23 protein-coding genes are annotated in these 26,953 nt (G+C 69.4%); 16 read left to right on the forward strand and 7 right to left on the reverse strand.

The window, feature by feature from the left end; all coding sequences use genetic code 11:
- Window positions 1–19: 19 nt before the first annotated feature.
- Window positions 20–1,375, forward strand: coding sequence for a threonine ammonia-lyase IlvA (gene ilvA, locus ACWPXK_RS27605; protein WP_454199081.1), 1,356 nt, complete (start codon window positions 20–22; stop codon window positions 1,373–1,375).
- 54 nt (window positions 1,376–1,429) lie between these two features.
- On the opposite strand, the gene ACWPXK_RS27610 is transcribed toward ilvA, so the two are convergent.
- Both ACWPXK_RS27610 and treZ read right to left on the reverse strand, forming a co-directional pair.
- The gene (locus tag ACWPXK_RS27610; protein ID WP_454199082.1) at window positions 1,430–2,677 is read right to left on the reverse strand and encodes a serine hydrolase domain-containing protein; all 1,248 of its coding nucleotides are present in this window, start codon (window positions 2,675–2,677) and stop codon (window positions 1,430–1,432) included.
- A gap of 113 nt (window positions 2,678–2,790) precedes the next feature.
- Entirely contained in the window at window positions 2,791–4,530 is a 1,740-nt protein-coding gene (gene treZ / locus ACWPXK_RS27615) for a malto-oligosyltrehalose trehalohydrolase (RefSeq protein WP_454199083.1), read from the reverse strand.
- A gap of 209 nt (window positions 4,531–4,739) precedes the next feature.
- On the opposite strand from treZ, the gene ACWPXK_RS27620 reads away from it, so the two are divergent.
- From ACWPXK_RS27620 to ACWPXK_RS27630, 3 genes are all read left to right on the forward strand, one after another.
- Window positions 4,740–5,357, forward strand: a complete 618-nt coding sequence (locus tag ACWPXK_RS27620) for a class I SAM-dependent methyltransferase (protein ID WP_454199084.1) — start codon at window positions 4,740–4,742, stop codon at window positions 5,355–5,357.
- Window positions 5,358–5,419: 62 nt separating this feature from the next.
- Entirely contained in the window at window positions 5,420–5,992 is a 573-nt protein-coding gene (locus ACWPXK_RS27625; protein ID WP_454199085.1) for a TetR/AcrR family transcriptional regulator, read from the forward strand.
- A 90-nt stretch (window positions 5,993–6,082) separates the two neighbouring features.
- Window positions 6,083–7,282 carry a Cmx/CmrA family chloramphenicol efflux MFS transporter gene (locus ACWPXK_RS27630; RefSeq protein WP_454199086.1) on the forward strand — a complete coding sequence of 400 codons (1,200 nt, stop codon included), beginning with the start codon at window positions 6,083–6,085 and terminating at the stop codon, window positions 7,280–7,282.
- A 126-nt stretch (window positions 7,283–7,408) separates the two neighbouring features.
- On the opposite strand, the gene dnaE is transcribed toward ACWPXK_RS27630, so the two are convergent.
- On the reverse strand, window positions 7,409–10,957 hold the full coding sequence (dnaE, locus tag ACWPXK_RS27635) for a DNA polymerase III subunit alpha (protein WP_454199087.1): 3,549 nt from the start codon (window positions 10,955–10,957) through the stop codon (window positions 7,409–7,411).
- A 320-nt stretch (window positions 10,958–11,277) separates the two neighbouring features.
- Here dnaE and ACWPXK_RS27640 point away from each other — a divergent pair, with 320 nt between their 5' ends.
- The 9 genes from ACWPXK_RS27640 (at window position 11,278) to ACWPXK_RS27680 (ending at window position 21,403) form a co-directional block, all read left to right on the forward strand.
- A complete protein-coding gene (locus ACWPXK_RS27640; RefSeq protein ID WP_454199088.1) occupies window positions 11,278–11,718 on the forward strand; it encodes a hypothetical protein in 441 nt (146 codons plus the stop codon).
- A gap of 108 nt (window positions 11,719–11,826) precedes the next feature.
- Entirely contained in the window at window positions 11,827–13,014 is a 1,188-nt protein-coding gene (locus tag ACWPXK_RS27645; protein ID WP_454199089.1) for a sensor histidine kinase, read from the forward strand.
- A 201-nt stretch (window positions 13,015–13,215) separates the two neighbouring features.
- Window positions 13,216–14,004 (forward strand): LytR/AlgR family response regulator transcription factor, encoded by a 789-nt coding sequence (locus tag ACWPXK_RS27650; RefSeq protein WP_454199090.1) that lies wholly within the window; start codon window positions 13,216–13,218, stop codon window positions 14,002–14,004.
- Entirely contained in the window at window positions 14,001–14,366 is a 366-nt protein-coding gene (locus ACWPXK_RS27655; protein WP_454199091.1) for a hypothetical protein, read from the forward strand. The genes ACWPXK_RS27650 and ACWPXK_RS27655 overlap by 4 nt, the downstream gene beginning before the upstream one ends.
- 367 nt (window positions 14,367–14,733) lie before the next feature.
- Window positions 14,734–16,482 (forward strand): sodium/solute symporter, encoded by a 1,749-nt coding sequence (locus ACWPXK_RS27660; protein ID WP_454199092.1) that lies wholly within the window; start codon window positions 14,734–14,736, stop codon window positions 16,480–16,482.
- Between the two features lie 193 nt (window positions 16,483–16,675).
- A complete protein-coding gene (locus ACWPXK_RS27665; RefSeq protein WP_454199093.1) occupies window positions 16,676–17,032 on the forward strand; it encodes a DUF485 domain-containing protein in 357 nt (118 codons plus the stop codon).
- On the forward strand, window positions 17,029–18,666 hold the full coding sequence (locus ACWPXK_RS27670) for a solute symporter family protein (RefSeq protein WP_454199094.1): 1,638 nt from the start codon (window positions 17,029–17,031) through the stop codon (window positions 18,664–18,666). Before ACWPXK_RS27665 ends, ACWPXK_RS27670 begins: the two co-directional genes overlap by 4 nt.
- Window positions 18,667–18,717: 51 nt before the next feature.
- Window positions 18,718–20,670: an acetate--CoA ligase gene (gene acs / locus ACWPXK_RS27675; RefSeq protein ID WP_454199095.1), complete on the forward strand. Its 1,953-nt coding sequence runs from the start codon at window positions 18,718–18,720 to the stop codon at window positions 20,668–20,670.
- A 301-nt stretch (window positions 20,671–20,971) separates the two neighbouring features.
- A complete protein-coding gene (locus tag ACWPXK_RS27680) occupies window positions 20,972–21,403 on the forward strand; it encodes a QcrA and Rieske domain-containing protein (protein ID WP_454199096.1) in 432 nt (143 codons plus the stop codon).
- Window positions 21,404–21,421: 18 nt separating this feature from the next.
- Here the strand turns inward: ACWPXK_RS27680 and ACWPXK_RS27685 are convergent, their stop codons facing one another.
- From ACWPXK_RS27685 to ACWPXK_RS27695, 3 genes are all read right to left on the reverse strand, one after another.
- On the reverse strand, window positions 21,422–21,886 hold the full coding sequence (locus tag ACWPXK_RS27685; RefSeq protein ID WP_454199097.1) for a VOC family protein: 465 nt from the start codon (window positions 21,884–21,886) through the stop codon (window positions 21,422–21,424).
- Between the two features lie 83 nt (window positions 21,887–21,969).
- Window positions 21,970–22,695 (reverse strand): hypothetical protein, encoded by a 726-nt coding sequence (locus ACWPXK_RS27690; protein ID WP_454199098.1) that lies wholly within the window; start codon window positions 22,693–22,695, stop codon window positions 21,970–21,972.
- Window positions 22,683–23,573 (reverse strand): hypothetical protein, encoded by an 891-nt coding sequence (locus tag ACWPXK_RS27695; RefSeq protein WP_454199152.1) that lies wholly within the window; start codon window positions 23,571–23,573, stop codon window positions 22,683–22,685. Before ACWPXK_RS27695 ends, ACWPXK_RS27690 begins: the two co-directional genes overlap by 13 nt.
- A gap of 249 nt (window positions 23,574–23,822) precedes the next feature.
- Between ACWPXK_RS27695 and lspA the strand changes: the two genes are divergently transcribed.
- The 3 genes from lspA to ACWPXK_RS27710 are packed head-to-tail and all read left to right on the forward strand — an operon-like array spanning window position 23,823 to window position 25,937.
- Window positions 23,823–24,356, forward strand: coding sequence for a signal peptidase II (lspA, locus tag ACWPXK_RS27700; protein ID WP_454199153.1), 534 nt, complete (start codon window positions 23,823–23,825; stop codon window positions 24,354–24,356).
- Window positions 24,353–25,279, forward strand: coding sequence for an RluA family pseudouridine synthase (locus ACWPXK_RS27705; RefSeq protein ID WP_454199099.1), 927 nt, complete (start codon window positions 24,353–24,355; stop codon window positions 25,277–25,279). Before lspA ends, ACWPXK_RS27705 begins: the two co-directional genes overlap by 4 nt.
- On the forward strand, window positions 25,272–25,937 hold the full coding sequence (locus ACWPXK_RS27710) for a hypothetical protein (RefSeq protein WP_454199100.1): 666 nt from the start codon (window positions 25,272–25,274) through the stop codon (window positions 25,935–25,937). Before ACWPXK_RS27705 ends, ACWPXK_RS27710 begins: the two co-directional genes overlap by 8 nt.
- Window positions 25,938–26,070: 133 nt before the next feature.
- Here the strand turns inward: ACWPXK_RS27710 and ACWPXK_RS27715 are convergent, their stop codons facing one another.
- Window positions 26,071–26,889: a PhzF family phenazine biosynthesis protein gene (locus tag ACWPXK_RS27715; protein WP_454199101.1), complete on the reverse strand. Its 819-nt coding sequence runs from the start codon at window positions 26,887–26,889 to the stop codon at window positions 26,071–26,073.
- Window positions 26,890–26,953 lie beyond the last annotated feature (64 nt).

Here is a 26,953-nt window from a genome sequence, read left to right on the forward strand (position 1 = left end):
GGGTGGCAGCATATTTCGGGTGTCCAATCCGCTCGAGGTCCTCGACGCACTATCCGCCACTGGTCCCGCGCTCACCGCGGACGAGATCGATGCTGCCGCCAAGCGAATTGCCCACGTCATCGATCCGACCCCGTTGCAGCGCAGCGACCGGCTCTCGAAGCTGACCGGGGCGAACGTCTACCTCAAGCGGGAAGACCTCGGCCCGGTCCGCTCCTACAAGCTGCGTGGCGCCTACAACCTCGTCATTCAGCTGACCGAGGACGAGCGCGCCGCGGGCGTGGTGGCGGCCAGCGCGGGTAACCACGCGCAGGGCGTCGCGTTCGCGTGCCAGACGATGGGGATCACCGGCCGCATCTACGTGCCGACCACGACGCCGAAGCAGAAGCGCGACCGCATCCGGGCGCACGGCGGCGAGTTCGTCGAGCTGATAGCCATCGGCGAGACCTACGACGCGGCCGCCGCGGCCGCCGCCGACGACGTGGCGCGCACCGGCGCGACCATGGTGCCGCCCTTCGACGACGCGCGCACCGCGGCCGGTCAGGGCACCATCGCCGCGGAGATCCTGGACCAGCTCGGCAGCTCCCCCGACCTGGTGATCGTTCCGGTGGGCGGCGGCGGCTGCCTCGCCGGTATCGGCACCTACCTGCGCGAACGGTCCCCGCGCACCGGCATCCTCGGCGTAGAGCCCGCGGGCGCGGCCTCGATGACGGCCGCGCTGGTGGCGGGCGGCCCGGTGACGCTGCCGGAGATCGATCCGTTCGTGGACGGCGCCGCGGTGCGGCGCGTCGGCTCGGTGCCGTTCGCCGCGGTGTCCGGCTTCGGCGGGCGGGTGGTCTCGCACGCCTCGCTGCCGTTGCTGACCACCACCGACTACCCCAAGGGCGCGGGCGCGTTCCAGATGATGCACGTCGACGAGGGCGCGATCTGCACGACCATGCTCGACCTGTACCAGAACGAGGGCATCATCGCCGAACCCGCGGGGGCGCTCACCGTGACGGCACTGACCCAGATCACCGTCGAACCGGAGTCAACGGTGGTATGCCTGGTGTCCGGTGGCAACAACGACGTGTCCCGCTATGGCGAGATCATCGAGCGCTCGCTGGTGCATCGCGGCCTCAAGCACTACTTCCTGGTGGACTTCCCGCAGGAGCCCGGCGCGCTGCGCCGCTTCCTCGACGAGGTGCTCGGCCCCGACGACGACATCACGCTGTTCGAGTACGTCAAGCGCAACAACCGCGAGACGGGCGCGGCGCTGGTCGGCATCGAACTGGGCGCGCCGGACGGGCTCGGGCCGCTGCTGGAACGGATGCGCCAGTCCCCGATCCAGTGCGAGCGCCTCGAGCCGGATACGCCCGCCTACCGCTACCTGACCTGAGCTGTCTGGACCGGTTGGTTCTTACCGGCTGGTCGGGACACGCCGCGCCGGGCGTCAGGCTGCCTTCGGCGTTTCTGTTGCTGGTACCCGGCGGCGCGTCGCGCGCAAGCAGTTCAGCATGAGCGGCAGCATCCAGAAGGCCGCCGACTGGTCGTAATGCAGCTGGGCGGCGGAGAGCCGGTTGTGCACGAACCCGACCGACAGACCCAGCCGCGGTTCGGCCCAGCCGAACGAGCCGCCGAGACCGATGTGCCCGAACCCGGCGTGCGCGCCCGGCATCGGCAGCGAGTGGTAGCCGAGGCGCCACAGCATCGGCGCGTAGAACAGCGCGCGGTCGGGCTGGTAGGTCTGGATGCGGCGCACTGCCTTCATGGTGTGGCCGCCTAGGTACCTGCGGCCGGCCAGAACACCGTCGTTGGCGAGCGCGCTGTACATCATGGCCAGCGCGGGCGCGGTGCAGACGCCGTTGCCCGAGCCCAGTTCGGTGTCCAGGATCGGCGGATGCACGCCCTCCAGGATGGTTTCCAAGCCAGGCAGGAACAGGCAGCGCGTTGCGGCGCCGAGTGCGCCGGGAATCCGATGGCTCTGGCTGAGAACCGCCGCGCCGAGCGGCTTCCCGGCCATCCTCAGCTGGGTGCCCGCCAGCGGCGCGTAGCTGATCGCCGCGTCCGCGGGCGGCCGGCCCAGGTGCAGGCCATCGATGCCGAGCGGCTCGGCGACCTCGGTGCGGAACAGCTCCGCCAGGCTGGTGCCGGTGATCGCGCGGGCCAGCCCCGCGACCAGCCAGCCGAAGGTGAGTGCGTGGTAGGTGGGAACGCCGAGCAGACGGTCCGGTTTCGCGGCGGCGAGGCGCTGCTCCATGAGCCGGTGATCCAGCACCTCGGCCAGGCCGGTCGCGATCGGAGCCAGCGAGGACAAGCCTGCTCGATGTGTCAGCAATTGGCGGACGGTGATCTTGTGTTTGCCGTTGGCCCGGAACTCCGGCCAGTACTCGGCGACCGGGGCGGAATAGTCGAGCAATCCGCGGTCGGCGAGACGGTGCACGACCGTGGCGGAGATGCCCTTGGTGGCGGAGAAGATGATCGTGCCGGTGTCCCTGGTCCACGGCGCGTCGCCGGCGGAGCCGATCCAGATGTCCACCAGCGGCTCACCGTGCCGGTGCAGCGCGAACGCCGCGCCCGCACCGCGGCGGTTGCCGAATGCCCGCGCGAAAGCACGCACGAACGGTGCGAATTCGGCGGCAGCGCTGCCACCCATTCCCGGGGGAAGAACCGCGAGGTCCCCGGAAGCGACGTTGCTCATCCCTCCACGGTAGTGGCGTGGATCACGTCCGGCAAAGTTCTGTCTCGGACAGTTGTGAGTACGTTATTTAACAAATGTCCAGAAAGGGGCCGGTGCTTGCGCTTACGGCCCGCTCAGCGCGCACCCGGCGGCGCCGTTTCCAGCAGGGCGAACGAGTGACCGGGAACGGTTGTCGTAGACGGGCCTACGGTCGGAGATTCCCAGTACAGCAGCGGCAGACCCGCAACGGGCACGGCGACCTGGTCCTCGCCCACGTTGCACACCAAGGCCAGCGTGCCGCGATGCACGACGACCCAGCGCGCGACCTCGTCGTAATCCACCGAAACATGGGTCAGCCACGGGTCACTGAGCTCCGCGCGCTCCCGGCGCACCGCCAGCAGAGCGCGGTAGCAGGACAGCAGCCGGGCGCAGGCCGGTTTCCCGAGTTCGTCCCAGTCCAGCTTCGAGCGCTGGAAGGTCCGCAGGTCCTGCGGGTCGGACACTTCGTCGGTGGGCCAGCCGTGCTCGGCGAACTCGTCCTTGCGCCCGGACGCGGTCGCGGCGGCGATCACCGGATCGGTGTGCGAGGTGAAGAACTGGAACGGTGTGCGGGCGCCCCACTCCTCTCCCATGAACAGCATCGGCGTGAACGGGGAGCACAGCACGAGTGCGGCTTTGATCGCCAACTGGCCGTCGGTCAGGTAGGCGCTCGGCCGGTCGCCGAGCGCCCGGTTGCCGATCTGATCGTGACTGCACGTGTAGGCCAGCAGTGCACTGCCCGGGACCAGGCCGGGGTCGATTGGGCGGCCGTGCGTGCGACCGCGGAAGCTCGAATAGGTTCCGGCGTGGAAGAACCCGTGCGTCAACGTCTGGGCCAAGCAGCGCAGCGAGCCGAAGTCGGCATAGTAGCCCTGCCGTTCGCCGGAAACGGCGCTGTGGACGGCGTGATGCAAGTCGTCGTTCCACTGCGCGGTCAGCCCGTAGCCACCGGCCGCACGCGGGGTGACCAGTTTCGGATCGTTCAGATCGCTCTCCGCGATCAGCGTCAGCGGCCTGCGCACATGGGCGGCGAGGCGTTCGGTGGCCACGGCGAGTTCGGCGAGCAGGTGCGTGGCGGTCCGGTCGACCAAGGCGTGCACCGCATCCAGGCGCAAGGCGTCGATGTGGAAATCACGCAGCCAGCGCAGCGCGTTGTCGATGATGTGCGCGCGCACGTGATCGGACTGCGGGCCGTCCAGGTTGAGGCTCTGCCCCCAAGTGTTGCGGCCCTCCGTGAGGTAGGGCGCGAAGCGCGGCAGGTAGTTGCCGGACGGGCCGAGGTGGTTGTAGACGACGTCGAGGCAGACCGCCAGTCCGCGGGCATGGCAGGCGTTCACGAACCGCTGCAGGCCGTCGGGGCCGCCGTAGCTTTCCTGCACCGCGTACCAGAGCACACCGTCGTAGCCCCAGTTGTGCGTGCCGTCGAAGGCGTTCACCGGCATCACCTCGACCACGGTGACACCCAGGTCGACCAGGTGGTCGAGCCGCTCGATCGCGGCGTCGAAGGTGCCCGCCGCCGTGAAGGTCCCGATGTGCAGTTCGTAGTAGACCGCTCCGGCCAGCGGCCGTCCGGTCCAGCCCGCGTCGGTCCACGCCGCCGGATCGAGGGTGTGCAGGGCCGAACGGGCGTGCACCCCGTCGGGCTGACGCGGCGAGCGAGGGTCGGGCAGCACGGTCGGGTCGTCGTCGAGCACGAACCCATACCTGGCTCCGCTCGCGGCGGGGACGTCGGCGCGCCACCAGCCGTCCGGTGACCGCGTCATCGGATGGACGACGCCGTCCAGATCCAACCGCACCGACTCCGGCCGCGGCGCCCACACCTCGAACACAGTCACCGCGCCAGCATCCCATGAGCGTCACCGGTCCGCCGGGTACGAACACCCGATCCGACAGCCCGAGCGCCTTGCGGACAGCCCGCCTGGCAAATCCGGATCAGTTCGCCCGGCAGTACCCGGCCTCGTCTTCCTGCCGTACGGCGACGTGCAAGTCCAGACAGCGTCCGCATGCTCTGGTCTGGGCGCGCGATCCCTGCGAGAGTAGGGGTGTGGGCATCTATGGCGAGCAGGTCGTCCCTCGGATCGTGAACGTCGCCTGCGGCATGCGGGTCAACAAACCGCTGCGTGAGCGCGTGTGCGCCAGGCTGCACGGACGGGTCGTGGAGATCGGGTTCGGCTCGGGGCTCAACGTGCCGTTCTATCCGGCGGCGGTGGAGTCGGTCAGCGCGGTGGAACCCGCCGATCTCGGGTGGCGACTGGCGAGCAAGCGGATCGCCGCGACGACCGTGCCGATCGAGCGCTCGGGGCTGGATGGGCAAGCCCTCCCCTTCGCGGACAACACCTTCGACTGCGCGTTGTCGACCTGGACGATGTGCACCATTCCCGACATCGCGACCGCGCTGGCCGAGCTGCGCCGGGTGCTCGTTCCCGGCGGAACCCTGCACTTCGTCGAGCACGGGCTCGCACCGGACCACAAGGTGCAGGTCTGGCAGAACCGGCTGAACCCGGTGCAGAAAAGGCTGTTCGGCGGCTGCCACCTGAACCGCGACATCCGCGCTCTGCTGACGGCCGCCGGTTTCGAGATCCGCGAGGCCGAGTCGTTCTACGGCGAGGGCGCCCCTCGCTTCGAGGCCGCCCAGACGCTCGGCGTCGCGGTCTCACCGTGAGCGGTCAGAGCGCCGGAATCAATATTGGAACGATCTGTTCAAAACCGTGTTAGCGTGGACCCATGGCACGACCCAGGTTGTTCGACGAGGACCGCGCGGTGGACGCGGCGATGCGGGCGTTCTGGCACACGGGATACGAGGCGACCTCCACCGAGGACCTCTGCGCCGCGACGGGACTGGGCCGCAGCAGCATCTACAACACCTTCACCAGCAAGCGGGACCTGTTCCAGCGCGCCCTGCGCCGCTACATGGCGACCAAGAACGCCGAGACGTTCGAGCTGCTCGACAGCGAGGGCGACGTACTGGCGAAGATCCGCGCACTCTTGTGGAAGATCGTCGAGGCACCGGCAGACGACCCGCTGGGCTGCTTGGTGCTCAACTCGACAATCGAACTGGCCCCGCGTGACCCCGAGGTGGCCGCGATCCTGCGCGCCGACCACGAACGGCGGCTCGCCGCGCTCGCGGAGGCATTCGAAAACGCGAGGCGCGCAGGCGAGATCGCCCCGGACAAGGACCCGCGCGCATTGGCCCATTTCGTGATCGCCACGATCAGCGGCATGCGGCTCGCCGCCCGCGGCGGCGCGGACCGGGAGACGCTGACCGCCATCGCGACCACCGCGCTCGGCGCACTCTGAACCCCGCCGCGTAGCAACCACTCTCCGCACCAGCGGCAGCGTCGCCGCGTCCTCATTTTGGATAGTTCAGTACAAAACAAGGAGGTACCGATGCCCGTGGCGATATACGTCCTGGGTCTGTCGATCTTCGCCCAGGGCACCTCGGAGCTGATGCTCGCGGGCCTGCTCACCGAGATGGCCGGTGACCTGGGCGTTTCCGTGCCACACGCGGGCCTGCTCATCTCGGCGTTCGCCCTGGGCATGCTGGTGGGCGCACCGGTGCTGGCGGTCGCGACGCTGCGCTGGTCGCGGCGCACCGCGCTGCTGGCCTTTCTCGCGGTGTTCGTCGTCGCCCACGTCATGGGCGCGCTGACCTCGGACTACTGGGTGCTATTCGCGACCAGGGTGGTGGGCGCGTTCGTCTACGCCGGGTTCTGGGCCGTGGCCGCGACCACGGCGATCAGCCTGGTCCCCGCCACCGCGCGCGGCAAAGCCATGAGCATCGTCGCGGGCGGGTTGACCGTGGCGACCATCCTCGGGCTTCCCGCGGGCACCGTCATCGGGCAGCACTTGGGCTGGCGCGCCGCGTTCTGGGCGGTCGCGCTCCTGTGCGCGGCCGCGATGCTCGGTGTGCTGGTGAAGATCCCCGGTGGACGTCCGGCCGCGGCGCCGCGGGTGCGCGTCGAGCTACGCACCATGCTGCGGCCGTTGCTGTGGCTGTCCTACGGCATCACCGCCCTCGCCACCGGTGCGTTGCTGGTGAGCTTCGCCTACCTGGGCGCGTTGCTGTCGGACACCACGAAACTGGCCGACGGCTGGATTCCCGTGGTGCTGGCCATCTACGGACTCGGGGCGTTCCTCGGCATCGTGATCGGCGGCCGTACCGCCGACGCTCATCCGCTCAGCAGCCTGTACGTCGGCATCACCGGGGTGGTGCTCACCTCGGCCCTGCTCGCCCTGACCGCCCGGTACGCCATTCCCGTCGTGCTGCTGTCGTTCTTGTTGGGCGCCTTCGGTTTCGGCATCAACCCGACCCTGAACAGTCGCGTCTTCGCCCTCGCGGGCGAGGCACCGACCCTGGCCGCAGCGGCGAACATCTCCTCGTTCAACATCGGCATCACGGCGGGGCCCTGGCTCGGCGGCCTCGCCATCGGCGCCGGTTTCGGCTACGCCGCGGTGGGCTGGATCGGCGCGGTGCTCGGCATCGCCGCACTCGGCACGGTCGCGTGGAGCCATGCCCTGCACCGTGACCGGACAGCGCAGGCTTCGGTCGGCACGCCCGAACCGGCGCTGGCCGACGTGGGCCGATAGCCCTGCACACGAACCGTCCGAGCGGCCGACCCGCAAGCGACGAAGTCGCGAGCGGCGGTCGCTCGGACGCGAGCCATCAGGGGGCCGTGAACACCCAGCGCCGCAGGCGCAGGCAGGCACACACGGTCAGGCGGTCAGGCAGCCGGGGCCGAGCAGCGCCTTCAGGTCGCCCATCAGGGCTGATGACGGCGAAACACGCAGACGCTCGTCCAGTTTCCACAGCGTGGTCTTGTCTCGGGCGCCGACATGGCGGATATGGACATCCGAGGTGCCGGGGTGCCTGGACAAGACCCGCTTGAGTTCGCCGATCTTGTCCGGGGTGCACATGCGGGTGGTGATGGTGACCGAGAGCGGCTTGGCCACGCCGACCGTGGAAAGATCGGGCACCGCGAGATCGTTGGCGATCAACGAGATCCGGTCGTCGCGGACCGAGACGCGCGCCTTCACCAGCACCACGGCGTCCTCGACGACGTCCATGCCGTAGACCGAGTACGACTGCGGGAAGAACAGCACCTCGATGCCACCGGTGAGGTCCTCCAGCTGCGCCGACGCCCAGGCCAGACCGTTCTTGTTGATGCGCCGGTTCACCGAGGCCAGGATGCCGCCGACGGTCACCTGCGTGCCGTCCTTGATGTCCCCTTCCAGGATGGCCGGGATCTGCGTATCCGCTTGGGCCGCGAGGACATGCTCGACGCCGTTGAGCGGATGCCCGGACACGTACAACCCGAGCATCTCCCGCTCCAGCGCCAGCCGGTGTTTGGCCTCCCACTCCTCGTCGGGAACCTTCACGTTGAACACCGAGGTCACCGACTCGTCCGCGTCCAAGCCGCCGAACAGGTCGAATTGACCGATCGCCTCGGCCTTCTTGGTGGCCATCACGGCGTCGATGGCGTCGGAATGGATCAGCATCAAGCCCTTGCGGGGGTGCCCGAGCGAGTCGAACCCGCCCGCCTTGATGAGCGATTCGGTGACCTTCTTGCTCGCCGCGATCGCGTCGATCTTGTTCAGGTAGTCGGAGAAGTCGGTGAACTTCGATTTCTCCTTGCGCGCCTGGATGATCGAGGCCACCACGTTCGCGCCGACGTTGCGCACCGCGCCGAGACCGAAGCGGATGTCCTTGCCGACGGAGGCGAAGTTCTGCTCGGACTCGTTGACGTCCGGCGGCAGCACGGTGATGCCGAGTCGGCGGCAGTCCGCGAGGTAGACCGCGGCCTTGTCCTTGTCGTCGCCGACGGAGGTGAGCAGGCCCGCCATGTACTCGGCCGGATAGTTGGCCTTGAGGTAGGCGGTCCAGAACGAGACGAGGCCGTAGCCCGCGGCGTGCGACTTGTTGAACGCGTAGCCGGCGAACGGAAGGATGGTGTCCCACAGCGCCTTCACCGCGCCCTCGGAGAATCCGTTCGCGGTCATGCCCTCGTGGAAGCCCTTGTACTCGGCTTCGAGGACTTCGAGCTTCTTCTTACCCATCGCCTTGCGCAGCGCGTCGGCCTTGCCCATCGAGTAGGAGGCGACCTTCTGCGCGATGAACATGATCTGCTCTTGGTAGACGATCAGGCCGTAGGTCTCGGCGAGAATGTCCTTCAGGGGCTCTTCCAGCTCGGGATGGATCGGCGTGATCGGCTGCCGCCCGTTCTTGCGGTCGGCGTAATCGTTGTGCGCGTTCATGCCCATCGGGCCGGGACGGTAGAGCGCGAGCACGGCGACGATGTCGTTGAAGCCGGTGGGCTGCATGCGGCGCAGCAGGTCACGCATGGGGCCGCCGTCGAGCTGGAAGACGCCGAGAGTGTCGCCGCGCGAAAGCAATTCGTAGGTCGCGGGATCGTCCAGCGGCAGATTGTCCATGTCCAGGTCGATGCCGCGATTGGCCTTGATGTTGTCCAGCGCGTCACCGATCACGGTGAGGTTGCGCAGGCCGAGGAAGTCCATCTTCAGCAGGCCGATGGCCTCGCAGGACGGGTAGTCCCAGCCGGTGATGATGGCCCCGTCCTGGGGCCGCTTCCACACCGGGATGGCGTCCATCAGCGGCTCGGAGGACATGATCACCGCGCAGGCGTGCACGCCCGCGTTGCGGATCAGGCCCTCGAGCCCGCGCGCGGTCTCGTAGATCTTGGCGACGTCGGGGTTGCTGCCGATGAGCTCGCGGACCTCGGCGGCCTCCTTGTACCGCTCGTGGTCGGGGTCCATGATGCCCGACAGCGGAATGTCCTTGGCCATGATCGGCGGCGGCAGCGCCTTGGAGATCTGGTCGGCGATGGCGAAGCCGGGCTGGCCGAACTGGACTCGGGCGGAGTCCTTGATCGCGGCCTTGGTCTTGATGGTGCCGAAGGTGATCACCTGGGCGACCCGGTCGCTGCCCCATTTATCGGTGGCGTAGCGGACCATCTCACCGCGGCGGCGATCGTCGAAGTCGATATCGATATCGGGCGCGGACGGGCGCTCCGGGTTGAGGAACCGCTCGAACAGCAGGCCGTGCGGCAGCGGATCGATGTTGGTGATGCCGAGCGCGTAGGCCACCAGCGACCCGGCCGCCGAACCACGGCCGGGTCCGACGCGGATGCCGACTTCCCGCGCGTGCGACACGAGGTCGCCGACGACGAGGAAGTAAGCCGGGAAGCCCTTCTGCTTGATGACGTCGAGTTCGTAGTAGGCGCGGGTGTAGTACTCCTCGGGCACCCCGCCGGGGAACCGGCGCCGCAGGCCGCGCTCGACCTCTTTGCGCAGCCAGGAATCCTGGTCCTCGCCCTCGGGCACCGGGAAGACCGGCATGCGGTCCTTGAAGGCCCACACCTCGTCGTAGGACTGGACCCGCTCGCCGATCAGCACCGTGTTGTCGCACGCGCCGGGCACCTCGGCATCCCACAGCGCGCGCATCTCCTCGGCGGACTTCAGGTAGTAGCCGTCACCGTCGAACTTGAAACGGGTGGGGTCGGACAGCGTCTTGCCGGTTTGCACACACAGCAGCGCCTCGTGGTTGGCGGACTGGTCCTTGGTGACGTAGTGGCAGTCGTTCGTGGCCAGCGCCGGAATGCCCAGTTGCTTACCGACATTCAGCAATCCCTCACGGACCCGGCGCTCGATGGACAATCCGTGGTCCATCACCTCGAGGAAGAAATTGTCCTTGCCGAAGATCTCCTGCCATTTGGCCGCCGCCTCCAGCGCCTCGCGGTCGTGGCCGAGGCGCAACCGGGTCTGCACCTCACCGGAAGGGCAGCCGGTGGTCGCGATGATGCCTTCGGCGTACTGGGCGATGATCTCCGCGTCCATGCGCGCCCACTTGCCGAGCTGGCCCTCGATGGAGGCCAGCGAGGACAGCTTGAACAGGTTGCGCAGACCGGTCGCGTTCTCGGCGACCATGGTCATGTGCGTGTAGGCGCCCGAGCCGGAGACGTCGTCGCCCTTCTGGCTCGGGTCGCCCCACTGCACGCGCTTGTTGTCGAACCGGGAGGCGGGCGCGATATAGGCCTCGATGCCGATGATCGGCTTGATGTCGTGTTTCTTGGCGGAGTTGTAGAACTCCGACGCCCCGTACATGTTGCCGTGGTCGGTCATCCCGACCGCGTTCATCCCCAGCCGTTTCGCCTCGCTGAACAGGGGCGAGATCTTGGCCGCACCGTCGAGCATGGAGTACTCGGTGTGGTTGTGCAGATGAACGAACGATCCGGACGAGGGGGCCAAGATGGTCCTTCCTCCCAAAGTCTCGACGGGGGTTGGCTGGACCGATTCTAGGGGTGCCCACCGACGGGTTTTCCACGGCGCGCTGGCGTCCGGTCCGCGCCCGGCGTGTCGGTGGAAACGACCAGCGGCGCGTCCTGGCGACTCGCCGTGTGAGCGTCCGATTTCCGCGAGTGTCGGGTCGCGCCGAATACCCGAACTCCCGCACCGTGGCCGCTGGGCGGCAGTAGTCTCGGCCTTCCTCCCACGGCGCCAGCGGGCGTCTCGGGGACGGATGCGCGGCATGACGGACACGGATGTTCGGTGAACCTGTGGAGGTGTCGATGAATTCGACGACAGCGCTGTTGGCCCTTCCCGCCGTGGCGGCGGCAACCCTGGTCGCGACGGCCGCACCCGCCGCGGCGGCTCCGGCCGTCGAGTTCGCCACCGTGTACACCCTCGCGCAGGGGCCGTGCGTGGGCCAGGTGCACATGTCGGTCAACGGCAACGCCTACCCCAACCAAGCGGCGTTCACGGTGAGTTCCACTCTGGTCGGCGCCGGGCCGTGCACCCTGCCGGTCACGCTGAACTGGCGCAACGTGGCCACCGGCCAGACGGGCGCCTTCCAGGTGACCGCCCACGGGCCCGGCTACTGGGCCAACAGCGGGCACTCCACTCTGTTCGCACCCGGTATCGGCCAGTTCACCGCGACGGTCACCATCGGTGCCCCGCACTTTCCGGAGCCGGGCACGGTCGAGTTCACGGTGCCGCAGTACCAGGGCTGATCACCCGCGCCGCGTGGTCCGCGCGCCGCGGCCGGATCCAACGCCGCGCTCCGCGGAATCCGGTCGAGGCGATAATCGGCGCATGAGCTCCCCGCGCCGAAGCCTGCCATGACCACCGCACTCGCCGTCGTGGCCGCGGCGGCGCTGATCGCGGGTGCGCTGCTGATCTGGTCGCGCACTCGCAGGGTGGTGACCACCCCCGCCGAGCGGGCGGTGCACTCGGCGCTGCACACCGCGTCGCTGGCGGCGGTCCCCTTGCGCCGGGGGCTGACCGAGCGGTCCGCACGGGAGGCGGCGCCGCACCTGCGCGCGCTTACCGGCGCCGAGGCGCTCGCGCTTGCCGATCCCGACGGGACGCTGTTGGCCTGGGAGGGGCCGCACGCCGAACTCGCCGAACACTTCACCGAGGCGGCCGGGCGCGCCGTCGCGGGCGAGCGCCCGGTGCTCGTCGCCGGTCCCGGGCGCGGCGAGCATGCCGGGCGAACCTTGATCGCGCAGCCACTACTGATCGAATCCACCGGCGTGGCCGGGGTACTCGGCGTGGTGAGCACCGGGCCACCCGGCCCTGGACGGCTCGGCGCGGTCGCGGAGGTGGCGCGCTATGCCTGCGGTCAGTTGGAATTGGCCGAGCTGGATGCGTCGCGGGCCCGGTTGGACCGCGCCGAGGTGCGCGCACTGCGTGCGCAGATCAGCCCGCATTTCATCTACAACGCCCTCAACACGATCGCCTCGTTCGTCCGCACCGACCCGGCGCGCGCCCGCGAGCTCATCCTCGAGTTCGCCGACTTCACCAGGTACTCCTTCCGCGCCGCAGGCGAGTTCACGGTGCTGGCCGACGAACTGCGCAACATCGAGCGGTACCTGGCACTCGAGCGGGCGCGTTTCGGCGACGCGTTGCAGGTCCGGCTCCGCATCGCGCCCGAGGTGCTCGGCGTGGTCCTGCCTTTTCTCGCGCTGCAGCCGCTGGTGGAGAACGCCGTGCGGCACGGGCTGGCGGGCACCGCGCACGGCGGCACCGTCAGCATCGTCGCCACCGATGCGGGCACCGACTGCGTGATCAGCGTGGAGGACGACGGCGTCGGCATGGAGCCGGACCTGTTGCGCTCCGGAGCGCTCGATGCCGTCGACGCCGGGGCGGGCTCCGGTGAGTCCGCCCATATCGGACTGGCCAACGTCGACGACCGGCTGCGCGCGGCCTTCGGCGACGACTACGGCTTGGTCGTGGAGACCGCGCCCGGCGCGGGCACGAAGGTCAGCTTGCGCGTCCCCAAGTTCCGCGCGGGCATCCGAGCCTGAGGGGGCGAGGCCGGGCGCCGAAAGCGTCTCACCTCCCCGCCGCTTGTCATGATCGACGGCGATGATGCGGCTTACGTCGATGCTGCGCCGCACAGCTTCGCCCGCAATCGCAGCGCGTGCGCGAGACCGGGGCGGTGACGATGCGCCGCCGCCGGTATCCCGCCCCGGTCGGTCCAGGCGCCCCCTTACGATGGAGCGGTTGTGACCCGCGTTACCAGCAAGTCGGCGCTGCGCGTGCTCGCCGTGGACGATGAGAAACCCGCTCTGGACGAGCTGGTGTATCTGCTGCGCGCGCGGAGTGAGATCGGCGAGATTCACGCGGCGGGCGACGCCACCGACGCGCTGCGGATGCTGCGGGCGCATCCGGTCGACGCGGTGTTCCTGGACATCAACATGCCGGGCCTGGACGGGATGGAGCTGGCCGGAATCCTCTCGGAGTTCGCCAGCCCGCCCGCGGTGGTCTTCGTGACCGCGCACGACGACCGGGCGATCGCGGCATTCGACCTGGGCGCGGTGGACTATCTGCTCAAACCGCTGCGCGAAGCGCGTCTCGCCGAGGCGGTGCGGCGCATCGCCGCCGCGCGGAGCGCGCCACACCAGCCCGCCTCCGATACGCGCACCGACCCGAGCGAGGTCATCCCCGTGGAGCTGGGCGGGGTGACCACGCTGGTGCCGCGCTCGAGCGTCAGCTGGGTGGAGGCCGACGGAGACTATGCCCGGCTGCACACCAGCGGCGGATCACATTTGGTGCGGATTCCATTGTCCGCGTTGGAATCCCGCTGGCAGGATGCGGGATTCCTGCGGGTGCACCGGTCGTATCTGGTCGCGCTGCGGCTGGTCACGGGGCTGCGCACAGTGGGCACCGGGACCGTGGTGTGCCTGCGCGCCGAGGGGGCGGCGCAGGCCGTGGAACTACCGGTCAGCCGCAGGCAGGTGCGCGAGCTGAAACAGCGGTTGGTGCACCGCCACCGGCACCGGGGCACCCCGTGACCGGGCCGCAACGTCCGGTGCGCCAGCGCGTCGTGCTCTCACAGCGACGCGGAGCGCGGCGAATACGCACACGGGTGGAGGTGGCCGAGCAGACCGAGTTCGGCGAGGCGCTCATCGGTGGGCTGATCCGCGCCCAACTCGGGCTCGCGCTGCGATTGGGTCTGGTGGCGATAGCCGTGCTGTGCGCACTGCCCGTGCTGTTCGGGTTCGGGCCGATCGGATCGCTGGAGGTGCTGGGGATCCGGTTGCCGTGGTTGCTGCTCGGCGGCGCGGTGTACCCGCTGCTGTTCCTGATCGGCCGGATCTATGTGCGGCTGGCCGAGCGCAACGAACAGGATTTCCTCGAACTGGCCGAGGATTGACGGTGCACTCGACTCGACCCACCCGCGCGGAGCGGGCCACCGCCTACCGCGGCGATGCGGCTGAGACGCGTCCCCCCGAAGGAACTTCGGCGCGAGCCCAGCTCTCGCACGCGGTGCAGGCCACCAGCTACCACGGCAACGCGACCCGAACACCCGCCGGAAACCCGGCACGCACCGAACACTCACACGCAATCCGGACCACCGACTACCACGGCAATGCGACCCGAACACCCGCCGGAAACCCGGCACGTGCCGGACGCTCACGCGCGGTCCGGGCCACCGGCCACCGCGGCGATACGGCTGGGGCGCGCACTCTCGAAGGCGGTTCGGCACGTGCCAGCCACTTTCGCTCGCGCCCGGGTGCGCCGTGATCGCGGGCTCCGCGCTGACCGTGGCCGCGCTGGTCCTCGCGGCGCTGGCCACGGTGGCGATCGGTGCGTACGGCGTGCGCCTCGCACGCACCACCTCCGACTTCCTGGTCGCCTCGCGCAGCGTCGGACCACGCTGGAATGCCGCCGCCATCTCCGGCGAATATCTGTCGGCCGCTTCGTTTCTCGGCGTCGCCGGACTGATCGCCAAGTACGGGGCGGACGCGCTGTGGTATCCGGTGGGCTTCACCGCGGGGTATCTCGCGCTGCTGTTGTTCGTCGCCGCCCCGCTGCGCCGGTCCGGCGCGTACACGGTGCCCGATTTCGCCGAATTCCGGCTGGGCTCGCCGCGTTTGCGCAGGCTGGCGGCCACCGTCGTGGTACTCGTCTGCGCGGTGTATCTGATCCCGCAGTTCCAGGGAGCGGGATTGACGCTGCACCTGCTGCTCGGCGTGCCGGACTGGGTGGGCGCGGTCGCCGTGGGCGCGATCGTGATCGCCAACGTGGTCGGCGGCGGGATGCGCTCGATCACCCTGGTCCAGGCGTTCCAGTACTGGTTGAAGCTGACCGCCGTGGCGATCCCGGCGCTGGTTCTGCTCGGGCACTTCCTCGCCGACGAGCGTGAGCTGGGCGAGCCCGCGCCGCCGGTGGTGTCCGAACGCACCACGGTCGACGTGCGCACCGACGTGCTGGTGCGGGTCGCCGTCCAGGAGCAGGTTTCGATCACCGGCACCCTCGACGACCGCGTGGTCGACGGCTCGGTGCCGCTGACACCGGGCACCCACGAGCTGGCCGCGGGCACCCGGCTGGTGCTGGAGGCGGGCTCCGCGGTGCCGGTGGTCGCGGGCGCGCCCGCGGACGGGACGGACTGGCTGGCGCCGGGCGGTGGACTGGGCGGACCGCATCCGACTTATCAGGTCTACTCGCTGATCCTCGCGACCTTTCTCGGCACCATGGGTCTGCCGCACGTGCTGGTGCGCTTCTACACCAACCCGGACGGGCGGGCGGCCCGGGCGACAGCGCTGGCGGTGATCGGCCTGGTCGGGGTGTTCTACCTGTTCCCGGTGCTGCTGGGCGTTTTCGCGCGCCTGTACGTGCCGCAACTACTGATCACGGGCACCTCCGATGCCGCGGTCGTGCTGCTGCCCGCGGCGGTGGTCGCCGGACTGCCGGGGCAACTGCTCGCGGCGCTGGCCGCGGCGGGCGCGATCGCCGCGTTCCTGTCCACCTCGTCGGGCCTGCTGGTGAGCATCGCGGGCGTGCTCAGCACCGACATGCTGCGCGGCCGGATCCGCGATTTCCGCACCGCGGCGCTCGCCGCCGGTGCGGTGCCGCTGGCGCTCTCGCTGACCGTCGCGTCGCTGGATCTGTCCCGCACCGTGGGATTGGCGTTCGCGGTGGCCGCCTCCACGCTGTGCCCGCTGCTGGTGCTGGGGATCTGGTGGCGCGGGCTCACCGCGGCGGGCGCGGCGGCGGGCCTGGTGGCGGGTGGTCTCACGGCAGGCGGGGCGACGGTCGTCTCGGTCACCGGCGGGTTCTCCGGCGAGGTGGCCGATGGCTGGCCCGCGGCACTGCTCGGCTATCCCGCGGCGATCAGTGTGCCGTTGGCGTTCGCCAGCATGGTGCTGGTCAGCGCGTTCACCCGCGGGCTCGGCGGCAGAGTGGTCGGCCGGATCTTCGTGCGGATGCACGCGCCGGAACGCCTGGGGATGGGCGCGGACCGGGAACGCAGCCTGCGCTCCGACTGACCCGCCGCGCCACGCGACCTGCCCGGCGCCGCGCGGGAAGGGTTGCGTGGGGTGACCGTTCGTCGCGCCGCAACGACCGCTCACCGCATATTCGGCAACCTTCACGGAGTGACCTGCACCACAGCCTACTGTCGGCCCGCCTGCCTGGCTTACCGTCCTCGAGAAGTAAGCCACGTCACTTGGTAGGACCATCATGACCAGTACCGATCTCGACGACCTCGCACCGAGGCGAGCGCCGAGCGCAGCGGAATTCGCTGACGCCCAGGCGAGCCCGCAATTCCAGGAACTGCGAAACCGCCTGCGGCGCTTCGTCTTTCCGATGACCGCACTGTTCCTGCTCTGGTACCTCGGTTACGTGCTGCTCGGCGCCTACGCGCACGACTTCATGAGCCGCCCGGTATTCGGCAACATCAACGTCGGATTGCTGTTCGGCCTCGGCCAATTCGTCTCCACCTTCGCCATCACCGCGCTGTACGTCCGGTTCGCCAACCGGGAACTGGATCCGCGCGCGGCGGCCATCCGCGGCTACCTCGAGGGAGACCGAGCATGAACGCCGTGCACACCTACGCCGCCGCCGCGACGGTCGGCAACCCGATCGCCAATATCGCCATCTTCGGCGTCTTCGTCGTGATCACGATGGTCGTGGTGATCCGGGCCAGCCGCAACAACGCCAGCGCCGCCGACTACTTCACCGGCGGGCGCGGCTTCTCCGGCCCGCAGAACGGCATCGCCATCGCGGGCGACTACCTCTCGGCCGCGAGCTTTCTCGGCATCGCAGGCGCCATCGCGGTCTACGGCTACGACGGATTCCTCTACTCCATCGGATTCCTGGTCGCCTGGCTGGTCGCGCTGCTGCTCGTCGCCGAGATGCTCCGCAACACCGGCAAATTCACCATGGCCGACGTGCTCAGCTTCCGGCTGAAGGAAGGACCGGTGCGCACCGCGGCCGCGCTGTCCACGCTGACGGTGTCGCTGTTCTATCTGCTCGCGCAGATGGCGGGCGCCGGCGGGCTCGTCGCGCTGCTGCTGGACATCTCCGACAAGACCGGGCAGTCGGTCGTGATCGCCGTGGTCGGCCTGTTGATGATCGTGTACGTGCTGGTCGGCGGCATGAAGGGCACCACGTGGGTGCAGATCATCAAGGCGGTGCTGCTGATCGCGGGCGCGGCGCTGATGACCGTCATGGTGTTCGCCAAGTACGGATTCGACTTCTCCAGCATCCTCGGCTCGGCGCAGGACGCGGTCTCCGATTCGGCGAGCAAAGCCGTCGCCGCGCGCGACGTGCTCGCGCCGGGAGCGCAGTACGGCGGCAGCGAGACCTCGAAGCTGAACTTCCTGTCCCTTGGTCTCGCCCTGGTGCTCGGCACCGCGGGTCTGCCGCACGTGCTGATGCGCTTCTACACGGTGCCCACCGCCAAAGAGGCGCGGCGCTCGGTGGTCTGGGCGATCGGCCTGATCGGCGCGTTCTACCTGTTCACACTGGTGCTGGGCTATGGCGCGGCCGCGATCGTGGGGCCGGACCGCATCCTGGCCGCCGCGGGCGGGCAGAATTCGGCGGCGCCGCTGCTTGCCTTCGAACTCGGCGGCGTGGTGCTGCTCGGCGTCATCTCCGCGGTCGCCTTCGCCACCATCCTCGCGGTGGTCGCCGGCCTGACCATCACCGCGTCGGCCTCGTTCGCGCACGACATCTACGCCAACGTCATCAAGCGCGGGAAAGCCGGTGAGCGCGAACAGGTTCGGGTCTCCCGGATCACGGCGGTGGTGATCGGCGTGCTAGCCATCGCGCTGGGCATCCTGGCCAACGGACAGAACGTGGCCTTCCTGGTGGCGCTGGCGTTCGCGGTCGCCGCGTCGGCGAACCTGCCGACCATCCTGTATTCGCTGTTCTGGCGGCGGTTCAACACCACCGGCGCGCTCTGGAGCATGTACGGCGGGCTGATTTCGACGATCGTGCTGATCGTGTTCTCCCCCGCGGTCTCGGGCAGTAAGTCCGCCATGCTGCCGGGATCGGATTTCGACTGGTTCCCGCTGTCCAACCCGGGCATCGTCTCCATCCCGTTGGCCTTCGTGCTCGGCATTGCCGGCACCTTCCTCGGCGGCAAATCCGAGAACCCCGCCAAGGCCGCCGAGATGGAGGTCCGCTCGCTCACCGGCGTCGGCGCCGAAAAGGCGGTGGTGCACTGATCGGTGCCCGGTCTTCCTTGTCCCTCTTGTTCTTTCGTTAGGAGATTTCGCGTGACCAGCGCTACCACCGACAACCGCGACGACACCGCCTACCCGCCCACCCAGGAGTTCGCCGCCCAGGCGAACGCGGATGCGGAGTTGTACGACCGGGCGCGGGCTGATCGGCTGGAGTTCTGGGCGGAGCAGGCCGGGCGGTTGCATTGGCATCAACCGTTCGAGCAGGTGCTGGACTGGACCGCCGCGCCGGTGGCGCGGTGGTTCGCCGGCGGCACACTCAACGTCGCCGACAACTGCGTGGACCGCCACGTGCTGGCCGGGCACGGCGACCAGGTCGCCATCCACTTCGAAGGCGAGCCCGGCGACTCCCGCGACCTCACCTACGCCGAACTGCTGGCCGAGGTGTCCCGCGCCGCCAACTACCTCACCGAACTGGGCCTGCAGGCCGGGGACCGGGTCGCGATCTACATGCCGATGATCCCCGAAGCGATCGTCGCCATGCTCGCCTGCGCCCGCCTCGGGCTGACCCACTCGGTGGTGTTCGCCGGATTCTCCCCCACCGCGCTACGCCAACGCGTCGACGACGCGGCCGCTCGACTGGTCATCACCACCGACGGCCAATGGCGCCGCGGCACCGCGGCACCGCTCAAGGCATCCGTGGACGAAGCCCTCTCCCACGGTGATGCACCCTCCAGCGTCGAGCACGTACTGGTGGTACGCCGCACCGGAATCGAAGTCCCCTGGACCGACGGCCGCGACCTGTGGTGGCACGACACCGTCACCACCGCCTCCCCGCAACACCAAGCGCAGGCCTTCGACGCCGAACACCCCCTGTTCATCCTCTACACCTCCGGCACCACCGGAAAACCCAAAGGCATCCTGCACACCACCGGCGGCTACCTCACCCAAACCGCCTACACCCACCACTACGTCTTCGACCACAAACCGGGCCAGGACGTCTACTGGTGCACCGCCGACATCGGCTGGGTCACCGGCCACAGCTACATCGTCTACGGACCCCTCACCAACCGGGCGACACAGGTTGTGTACGAGGGAACGCCGAACTTCCCCACTGAGCACCGGCACTTCGAAATCATCGAAAAGTACGGTGTCAGCATCTACTACACCGCCCCGACGCTGGTGCGCACCTTTATGAAGTGGGGCCGCGAGATCCCGGAATCGCACAACCTGTCGTCGCTGCGACTGCTCGGCTCGGTCGGTGAGCCGATCAATCCCGAAGCCTGGCGCTGGTACCGAGAAGTGATCGGCGGCAACAAGACTCCCATCGTGGACACCTGGTGGCAGACCGAGACCGGCGCGATCATGGTCTCGCCCCTGCCGGGCGTCACCGCCGCCAAGCCGGGCGCGGCCATGACCCCGCTGCCGGGTATCTCGGCGAAAGTCGTCGACGAGGAAGGCGAGCCGGTCCAACTCGGCGAGACCGAAGCCAACGGCTACCTCGTCCTGGACCAGCCGTGGCCGTCGATGCTGCGCGGCATCTGGGGCGACATGGACCGCTACCGGGCCACCTACTGGGAACGCTTCGCGGCACAGGGCTTCTACTTCGCCGGTGACGGCGCCAAACTCGACACCGACGGGGATCTGTGGGTGCTGGGCCGCGTCGACGACGTCATGAACGTCTCCGGCCACCGCATCTCCACCGCCGAAGTCGAATCCGCCCTCGTCGGTCACGCCGGCGTCGCCGAAGCAGCCGTGGTCGGCGCGAGTGACGCCACCACCGGCCAAGGCATCGTCGCCTTCGTCATCCTCACCGCCGAGGCCACCGACACCGGGCAGGACCTGGTGGACGAGCTGAAGGCCGAGGTCTCCCGCGAAATCAGCCCCATCGCCCGGCCGCGGGAGATCCACGTGGTGCCCGAACTGCCGAAAACCCGCAGCGGCAAAATCATGCGCCGCCTGCTACGCGACATCGCCGAAGGACGCCAACTCGGCGACACCTCCACCCTCGTCGACCCGAAGGTGTTCGAAGCCATCACCCGCGGGTAACCACCAGAGAGCGGCGGACCCGGCCACAAACAGATGAGGGGGTCCGGGTCCGCCGTTCGCGCCTTGTGCCGATCCCTGTCGAGCTGCGGGTAGTGGCCAGGACGGAACATCCTTGGCTGCACGGTGTTTCAGCCACACACCGGCACCGCCACGCCGCGCCGACATGGCTGGGACCTGACCAATTGAACCGCGCGGTCGCCTTTTCCGTGGACAAGACGAAAGCGGTACCGACGCAACGTCGATACCGCGATCGCTCGACGGCAGGCATCCCGCCCGCCGCGGTTGGCGAGGAGCGTGACACATGACACTCGACGAACAGGTCCACACCCGGCGCACCGTGGTCATCGCGGGAGCCGGCGCCGTCGCGGCCGCGGCGGCGCTCGCCGCGTGCACCACCGACGCGAAGGACGATGCGTCGCCCGCAGCGAATCCCGCCCCGGATGGCCGACCCGCCGCGAAGGTGCTCGCCAAGACGACCGACATCCCGGTCGGCGGCGGCGTGATCGTCGGCGACACCGTGGTGACCCAACCCAGCGCGGGCACCTTCGTCGGACTGTCCTCGATCTGCACGCACGCGGGATGCAAGGTCGTCAGGGTGTCCGGCGGCACCGTCGACTGCGCCTGTCACGGCAGCAAGTTCGGCCTGGACGGCTCGGTCGCGAACGGACCGGCCACCAGCCCACTCGCCCCGAAAAGCATTCGGGTCGACGGTGATTCGATTATCGCCGGGTGAGCTCGCCGATTCGGCTCGTCATCCGCCGAACTGCTCGGCCATCCGCCGGTCCATCTCCTCGGGCGGCACGTCCTCGACGTGGGTGGCGACGGTCCAGCGGTGTCCCCACGGGTCCTCGAAGGAACCGCTGCGATCGCCGTAGAACTGTGTGGTCATGGGCGTGAGTTCCTTGGCGCCCGCATTCAGCGCGGCCGCGAAGGCGGCGTCGGCGTCCTCGACGTACACGTAGAGGTTGACCGGGGTGCCGCCGACCGTCTTCGGGTCGAGGAAGTCCATATCGGGCGCCGGGTCGCCGAGCATGACGACGGAATTGCCGAACATCAGTTCGCAATGCGCGATCTTGCCGCCCGGCCCGGGCATGCGCATTCGCTCGGTGGCGCCGAAAACGTTCTTGTAGAACTCGATCGCCGCCGCCGCTCCTTCGATGGCCAGCCCGGGCGAGACCACCGGATATCCCTCGGGAATAGGTTTGACATCAGACATGGTTGACCTCCGGTCGAGGCATGGTGTCGGACCATGTCGAGCCTATTCCCGCCGACCGCCGCGCCAAGCCGTATCGCCGGAAATCAAGGGCCCGCGACACCCTTCAGCCTGCGCACCTGCGCAGCCGTCAGCGCACTCAGCACGCCGGGGTCCACCGCCTCCGGTGCGGTCACCGCGACCTGCACCAGCGTGCTGCCGACCTGCACGATCGCCACCGACGAGCCGAGCGTCAGACCTTCGCTGGTGGTGCGCACCTGGAAGGCGGCGGCGGCATCGCCCGCGGGTGGCTGGGTGAGCCCGCCGATCCGGTACTCCACCGCGATGTCGGTGGCGTCGGCACCCGAGTAGTGGGCACAGCGGCGCAGCGTTTCCTGCACGGCCGAGAATGCCCCCGCGACCGTGTCTTGCTGATAACTGGCCGCGTCGATATCGATACTGGAGAAATTCGGCCCGGCATAGTGCGTGGACGCCTGCGCGAGCGCGCCGGACTGTTGCGCGCCGAGCGGTGTGAGAACCTTCGCGCATTCCGCCGGGTTCGTGGGCGACGCGTCGGTGGTTGCCATTCCCGCCTCGGCGCGCGGCGGCAGGGCGGTGAAGCCCGACGGCAGGTCGGCGTCGCCGAGCAACCGATCGCGCAACCGATCGGAATCGGTCTCGGGCGAGCCCGTTACCGCGGCGGCGGCGACCACGGGGCCCAGCGGCGGCAGCCCGGGCGATTCGGCGGCGGGTTCCGGCGAACCACAGCCCGCGCCGAGCACGACGGACGCGGCCGCGGTCAGCAGGCCGCACGCGCGGATCACTCGGTCCACGACACCTGCGTATCGATCGTCTGCCGCAGCGTGCTGGCGCTGCGCGGATCGCGGTAGGACTGGTGCCCGCCGACGGTGATGGACCCGGCCACCGGCAGCGGCAAGCCGAGATCCACCGTGATGGTGCCCGCGCCCTGCATGACGTAGTCGCGGATGTCCAAGGTGCCCGCGTTGTTCGGCAGGTTCCACACCAGCGACTTCGGCTTCTGCGTGACGTGCAGTTCGATGGTGAGCCGGTCGCCCTCGCGCTCGGTCAGCGTCGCGGTGGTCACCTGGTCGAGCAGGACGCCGCCGTTCACCTCCTGCCGCACCGTCCACACCGCGCCCTCGCCGACGGGCTGGTCCGGGAACGCGATCGAACGGTAGACGGCCTGGTAGAACGCCTGCTCCAGGGCGGCGCGCGCGGTGTTGGACACATCCGGCGCAGGCTCGAGCCGCAACGCGGTGATCGCGCCGAGATCGCTGAGGTCGAAGCCGGCGTGCGAGCCGCCGATCTTGGTGAGCGCCTTGGCCAGCGTCGGGTCCGGGGAGGTGACCGAGCCGAGGGTCAGATCGATGCCCTCGGTGGTGGTCTGCGCGGTCATCGGAATGGTCATCGCGGGGGTGGAGAAATCGCGCTTCGGCTGCTCGTCGAGCTGCTGTTCGATGTGGTGCGCGGTGTAGAGCGTGACCCGCTGCACCGTGCCCGCCGGGTAATCCGGCCGCAGCAGCGAACGCGGCTCGGCACCGGCCGAGACGACCGTGGTCACCGCAGCCGGAATGGGAACGGTCACTTCCTTGCGGAGGCCGAGGGGCTCGGTGCCGTCGGTCTCGCCGCGCGATTCGACGCCGTCGGCGCAACCGGCGCCGAAGGCGGAAAGCCCGACCGCGAGCACCATGAGCAGCACACCCGAGCGCGCGATCCGGCGATGGTGGGGATAAGACAACACCGTCACGAGCAACAGCGTACGACCGCTTCCTGAGTGCAAGCTGGGACAGCGAACCGGGCGCGCCGTACGAACCCGAACCGGGTGGCCGTGCCGAGGCAATCGGACGCGCGCACAGGTCGTGATTCCGCTCGAGAGATGATGGTCGGCGTGAGTGACGACCGGCCGCCCGAGGAAAGCCAGACGAACATCGCCGATCCGATGACGGAGATCCCGCCGCAGCGGCTGCGGACCCTTCTCGTCATCGCCGCGGTTCTACTCGGCCTGGATCTGCTCACCAAGACCCTCGCGGTCGCGAACCTGACGCCGGGTGACCCGGTGCCGATCATCGGCGACTTCGCACGCCTGACCCTGGTGCGCAATCCGGGCGCGGCGTTCTCCATGGCCACCGGCATGACTTGGTTGCTGACCCTGGTCGCCGCCGCCGTCGTGATCGGCGTGGTGCGCATCGGCCGCACCCTGCGCTCGCTGTGGTGGGCGATCGGCCTGGGCATGGTGCTCGGCGGCGCGCTCGGCAACCTGGTGGACCGGCTGTTCCGCGCGCCGGGCCCGCTGCAGGGTCACGTGGTCGATTTCGTCGCGATCGGCTGGTGGCCGGTGTTCAACGTGGCGGACTCCGCAATCGTGTGCGGGGCGATCCTGCTCGTGGTGCTCACCGTGTTCGGCTTCGAGCCCAACGGCACGCGTGTCGGTCCGGGCAAAGCGGACGGCGCGAGCGAGGGCAGCGCGGCATGAGGGAGACCAGGACCATGCCCGTCCCCGACGGGCTCGACGGCATGCGCGTGGACGCGGGACTGTCCCGTTTGCTCGGTCTGTCCCGCACCGCCGTGGCCGCGCTGGCCGAGGAAGGCTCGGTGCAGCTCGACGGCATCGCAGCGGGCAAGTCCGATCGGCTCACCGCGGGAGCGTGGCTCGAGGTGGTGTTCCCGGAACCCAGGCGCGAGCTGACCATCGAGGCCGAACCCGTGGAGGGCATGAAGATCCTCTACGCCGACGACGACATCGTCGCGGTGGACAAGCCGGTCGGCGTGGCCGCGCACACCGGCGTCGGCTGGAGCGGGCCCACCGTGGTGGGCGGGCTGGCCGCGGCGGGCTACCGCATCTCCACCTCGGGCGCCCACGAACGCCAGGGCATCGTGCACCGCCTCGATGTCGGGACCTCCGGGGTGATGGTGGTCGCCCAGTCCGAGCACGCGTACACGGTGCTCAAACGCGCGTTCAAGCAGCGCACCGTCGACAAGCGGTATCACGCCGTGGTCCAAGGACATCCGGATCCCAGCAGCGGCACCATCGATGCCCCGATCGGCCGGGCCCGCGGCAACGACTGGAAGTTCGCCGTCACCGCCGACGGACGCCCGAGCATCACCCACTACGACACCGTCGAGGCGTTCCCGTCGGCCAGCCTGCTGGACATCCATTTGGAAACCGGCCGTACCCACCAGATCCGGGTGCATTTCTCGGCGATCCGCCACCCCTGCTGCGGCGATCTCACCTACGGCGCGGACCCGCGCCTGGCCGAGCGGCTCGGGCTGCAACGCCAGTGGCTGCACGCCCGGTCGCTGGGTTTCCAGCATCCCGCCGACGGCCGCTACCTGGAGATCACCAGCGAGTACCCGGACGACCTGAAACACGCCTTGGACGTCTTGCGCAATGCCTGACCGGCGCGCACCGGCATGGCGTGGGGCCGCCCTCGCCGGGGCCGCCGTCGCGCTGGTCGCGTTGATCGTCGCGCTCGGCGTGCTGAATCCGCCGCGCCAGGACGGGGTGTCCACCGACCGGCTCGGGCCGGATCATGGCGAACAGGTCGCGGATTACCTTGCGCGTGCGCGGGATTCGCTCACCGAAGGCGACGCCGACCAGCATTGGGCGCTGGTCTCGTTCACCGAACCACTGGCGCCGGAACAGATTCCGGCGCACAGCGGTGGGATGCGCATCGCCCAGGTGCTGTACCGGATATCGCTGCTGCGCGTGCAAACCCCGCTGGTCGCCGTGCCGGTCCCGGAAGGCGCTGGTGCGGCGGTGGATTCCGCGCAGTACGCGGCTTGGCTGCTGCCCCGCCCCGTCGACGACCGGTCCGCCCGTATCGTCGCCCTCTCCGCCGAGCGCCTGCGGGACGGCTGCGCGTGCGTGGTGGGACTCGTCGTGCGCGGTCCGCTGGTGTCATTGCGAGACCTGGCCGGCCAGAAGGGAATCCGCGCCGTCCAAGCGCTCCCCGCGGACGCGGTGGCAGGCAGCTTCGCGGTCATCCCGCTGCTGCCCGAATACCGCGACGTCGTCCTGCCCGGGCCCGACGATGGACCGGTCCCTGCCCCGTAAACGATTCACGCTTCCGCACCGCCCCGGAAGCTGGGCGCCAGCCGACACGACGTCCATACTCACCGCGGCGAGCCTCGGTACAGCGGCAGCGCCGCCGACTACCACGACGTCGTCGCGCCGGGCCCCGTGCCGTTCAGTCCGGCAGCGTGACAACCCCGTCGAGGTACCGGTGACACCGGCCGAACAGCAGCACGCGGTCGTCGGCCAGCTCGCAGCGCAGGCTTCCGCCGCGGCGCGACAGCTGCCTGGCGTGCATTTCGGTGCGGCCGAGTTCCTCGCTCCACAGCGGAACCAGTTGGGCATGCGCGGAGCCGGTCACCGGATCTTCCGGGACGCCCACGCCAGGAGCGAAGACCCGGGAGACGAAGTCGACCGAGTCACCGGGCGCGGTGACGATCGCGGCGCGCGGCAGCGCGGGGAACGCGGAGAGCACCGGCGCGGCGTCGCGCACCTCTTGCTCGGTGGCCACCACGATCACCTCGTCGGTGCCGGAGTAGGCGCGCACGGGACGCACCCCGAGCGCGGCGACGAGCGCCGGATCGGCCCGCACCGGAATGCTCGGCACGATCGGCAGGTCGAGGACGAACTCGTCGTCGTCGGTGCGGTCGACGTGCAGCCAGCCGCTGCGGGTGTAGAAGCTCACCCGGTCCTCGCCGGGGTGCATATCCACCAGGATCTGCGCGGCGCTGGCCAAGGTGGCGTGCCCGCACAGTGCCACCTCCACCTTCGGCGTGAACCAGCGGAGGTGGAAGGCCGGCCAGTCGCCCGGCGGCATACCCGCCTCGGGAGGTAAGTGCGGGGTGTAGAACGCGGTTTCAGCGAGGTTGTTCTCCTCGGCCAGCTGTTGCAGCAACGCATCCGGCAGCCACGACGGGAGCGGCATCACCGCGGCCGGGTTGCCCGAGAACGGTGCGTCGGCGAACGCGTCGATCTGGTGCAGCAGTACCTCCATATTCGGAGAAGGTACTCCAACCCTGAATGCCCCCCTCGCACAAGGCATCTCGCAAAACTGAACC

It is taken from the genome of Nocardia sp. Marseille-Q1738 (assembly GCF_965283145.1).

Bases quoted from the DNA above. Each gene is read 5' to 3' on its own strand.
- ACWPXK_RS27610 (WP_454199082.1), bottom strand. From the start codon at position 2,677: ATGAGCAACGTCGCTTCCGGGGACCTCGCGGTTCTTCCCCCGGGAATG.
- ACWPXK_RS27625 (WP_454199085.1), top strand. From the start codon at position 5,420: ATGGCACGACCCAGGTTGTTCGACGAGGACCGCGCGGTGGACGCGGCG.
- ACWPXK_RS27630 (WP_454199086.1), top strand. From the start codon at position 6,083: ATGCCCGTGGCGATATACGTCCTGGGTCTGTCGATCTTCGCCCAGGGC.
- ACWPXK_RS27640 (WP_454199088.1), top strand. From the start codon at position 11,278: ATGAATTCGACGACAGCGCTGTTGGCCCTTCCCGCCGTGGCGGCGGCA.
- ACWPXK_RS27645 (WP_454199089.1), top strand. From the start codon at position 11,827: ATGACCACCGCACTCGCCGTCGTGGCCGCGGCGGCGCTGATCGCGGGT.
- ACWPXK_RS27665 (WP_454199093.1), top strand. From the start codon at position 16,676: ATGACCAGTACCGATCTCGACGACCTCGCACCGAGGCGAGCGCCGAGC.
- ACWPXK_RS27670 (WP_454199094.1), top strand. From the start codon at position 17,029: ATGAACGCCGTGCACACCTACGCCGCCGCCGCGACGGTCGGCAACCCG.
- ACWPXK_RS27680 (WP_454199096.1), top strand. From the start codon at position 20,972: ATGACACTCGACGAACAGGTCCACACCCGGCGCACCGTGGTCATCGCG.
- ACWPXK_RS27685 (WP_454199097.1), bottom strand. From the start codon at position 21,886: ATGTCTGATGTCAAACCTATTCCCGAGGGATATCCGGTGGTCTCGCCC.
- ACWPXK_RS27695 (WP_454199152.1), bottom strand. From the start codon at position 23,573: ATGGTGCTCGCGGTCGGGCTTTCCGCCTTCGGCGCCGGTTGCGCCGAC.
- lspA (WP_454199153.1), top strand. From the start codon at position 23,823: ATGACGGAGATCCCGCCGCAGCGGCTGCGGACCCTTCTCGTCATCGCC.
- ACWPXK_RS27705 (WP_454199099.1), top strand. From the start codon at position 24,353: ATGAGGGAGACCAGGACCATGCCCGTCCCCGACGGGCTCGACGGCATG.
- ACWPXK_RS27710 (WP_454199100.1), top strand. From the start codon at position 25,272: ATGCCTGACCGGCGCGCACCGGCATGGCGTGGGGCCGCCCTCGCCGGG.
- ACWPXK_RS27715 (WP_454199101.1), bottom strand. From the start codon at position 26,889: ATGGAGGTACTGCTGCACCAGATCGACGCGTTCGCCGACGCACCGTTC.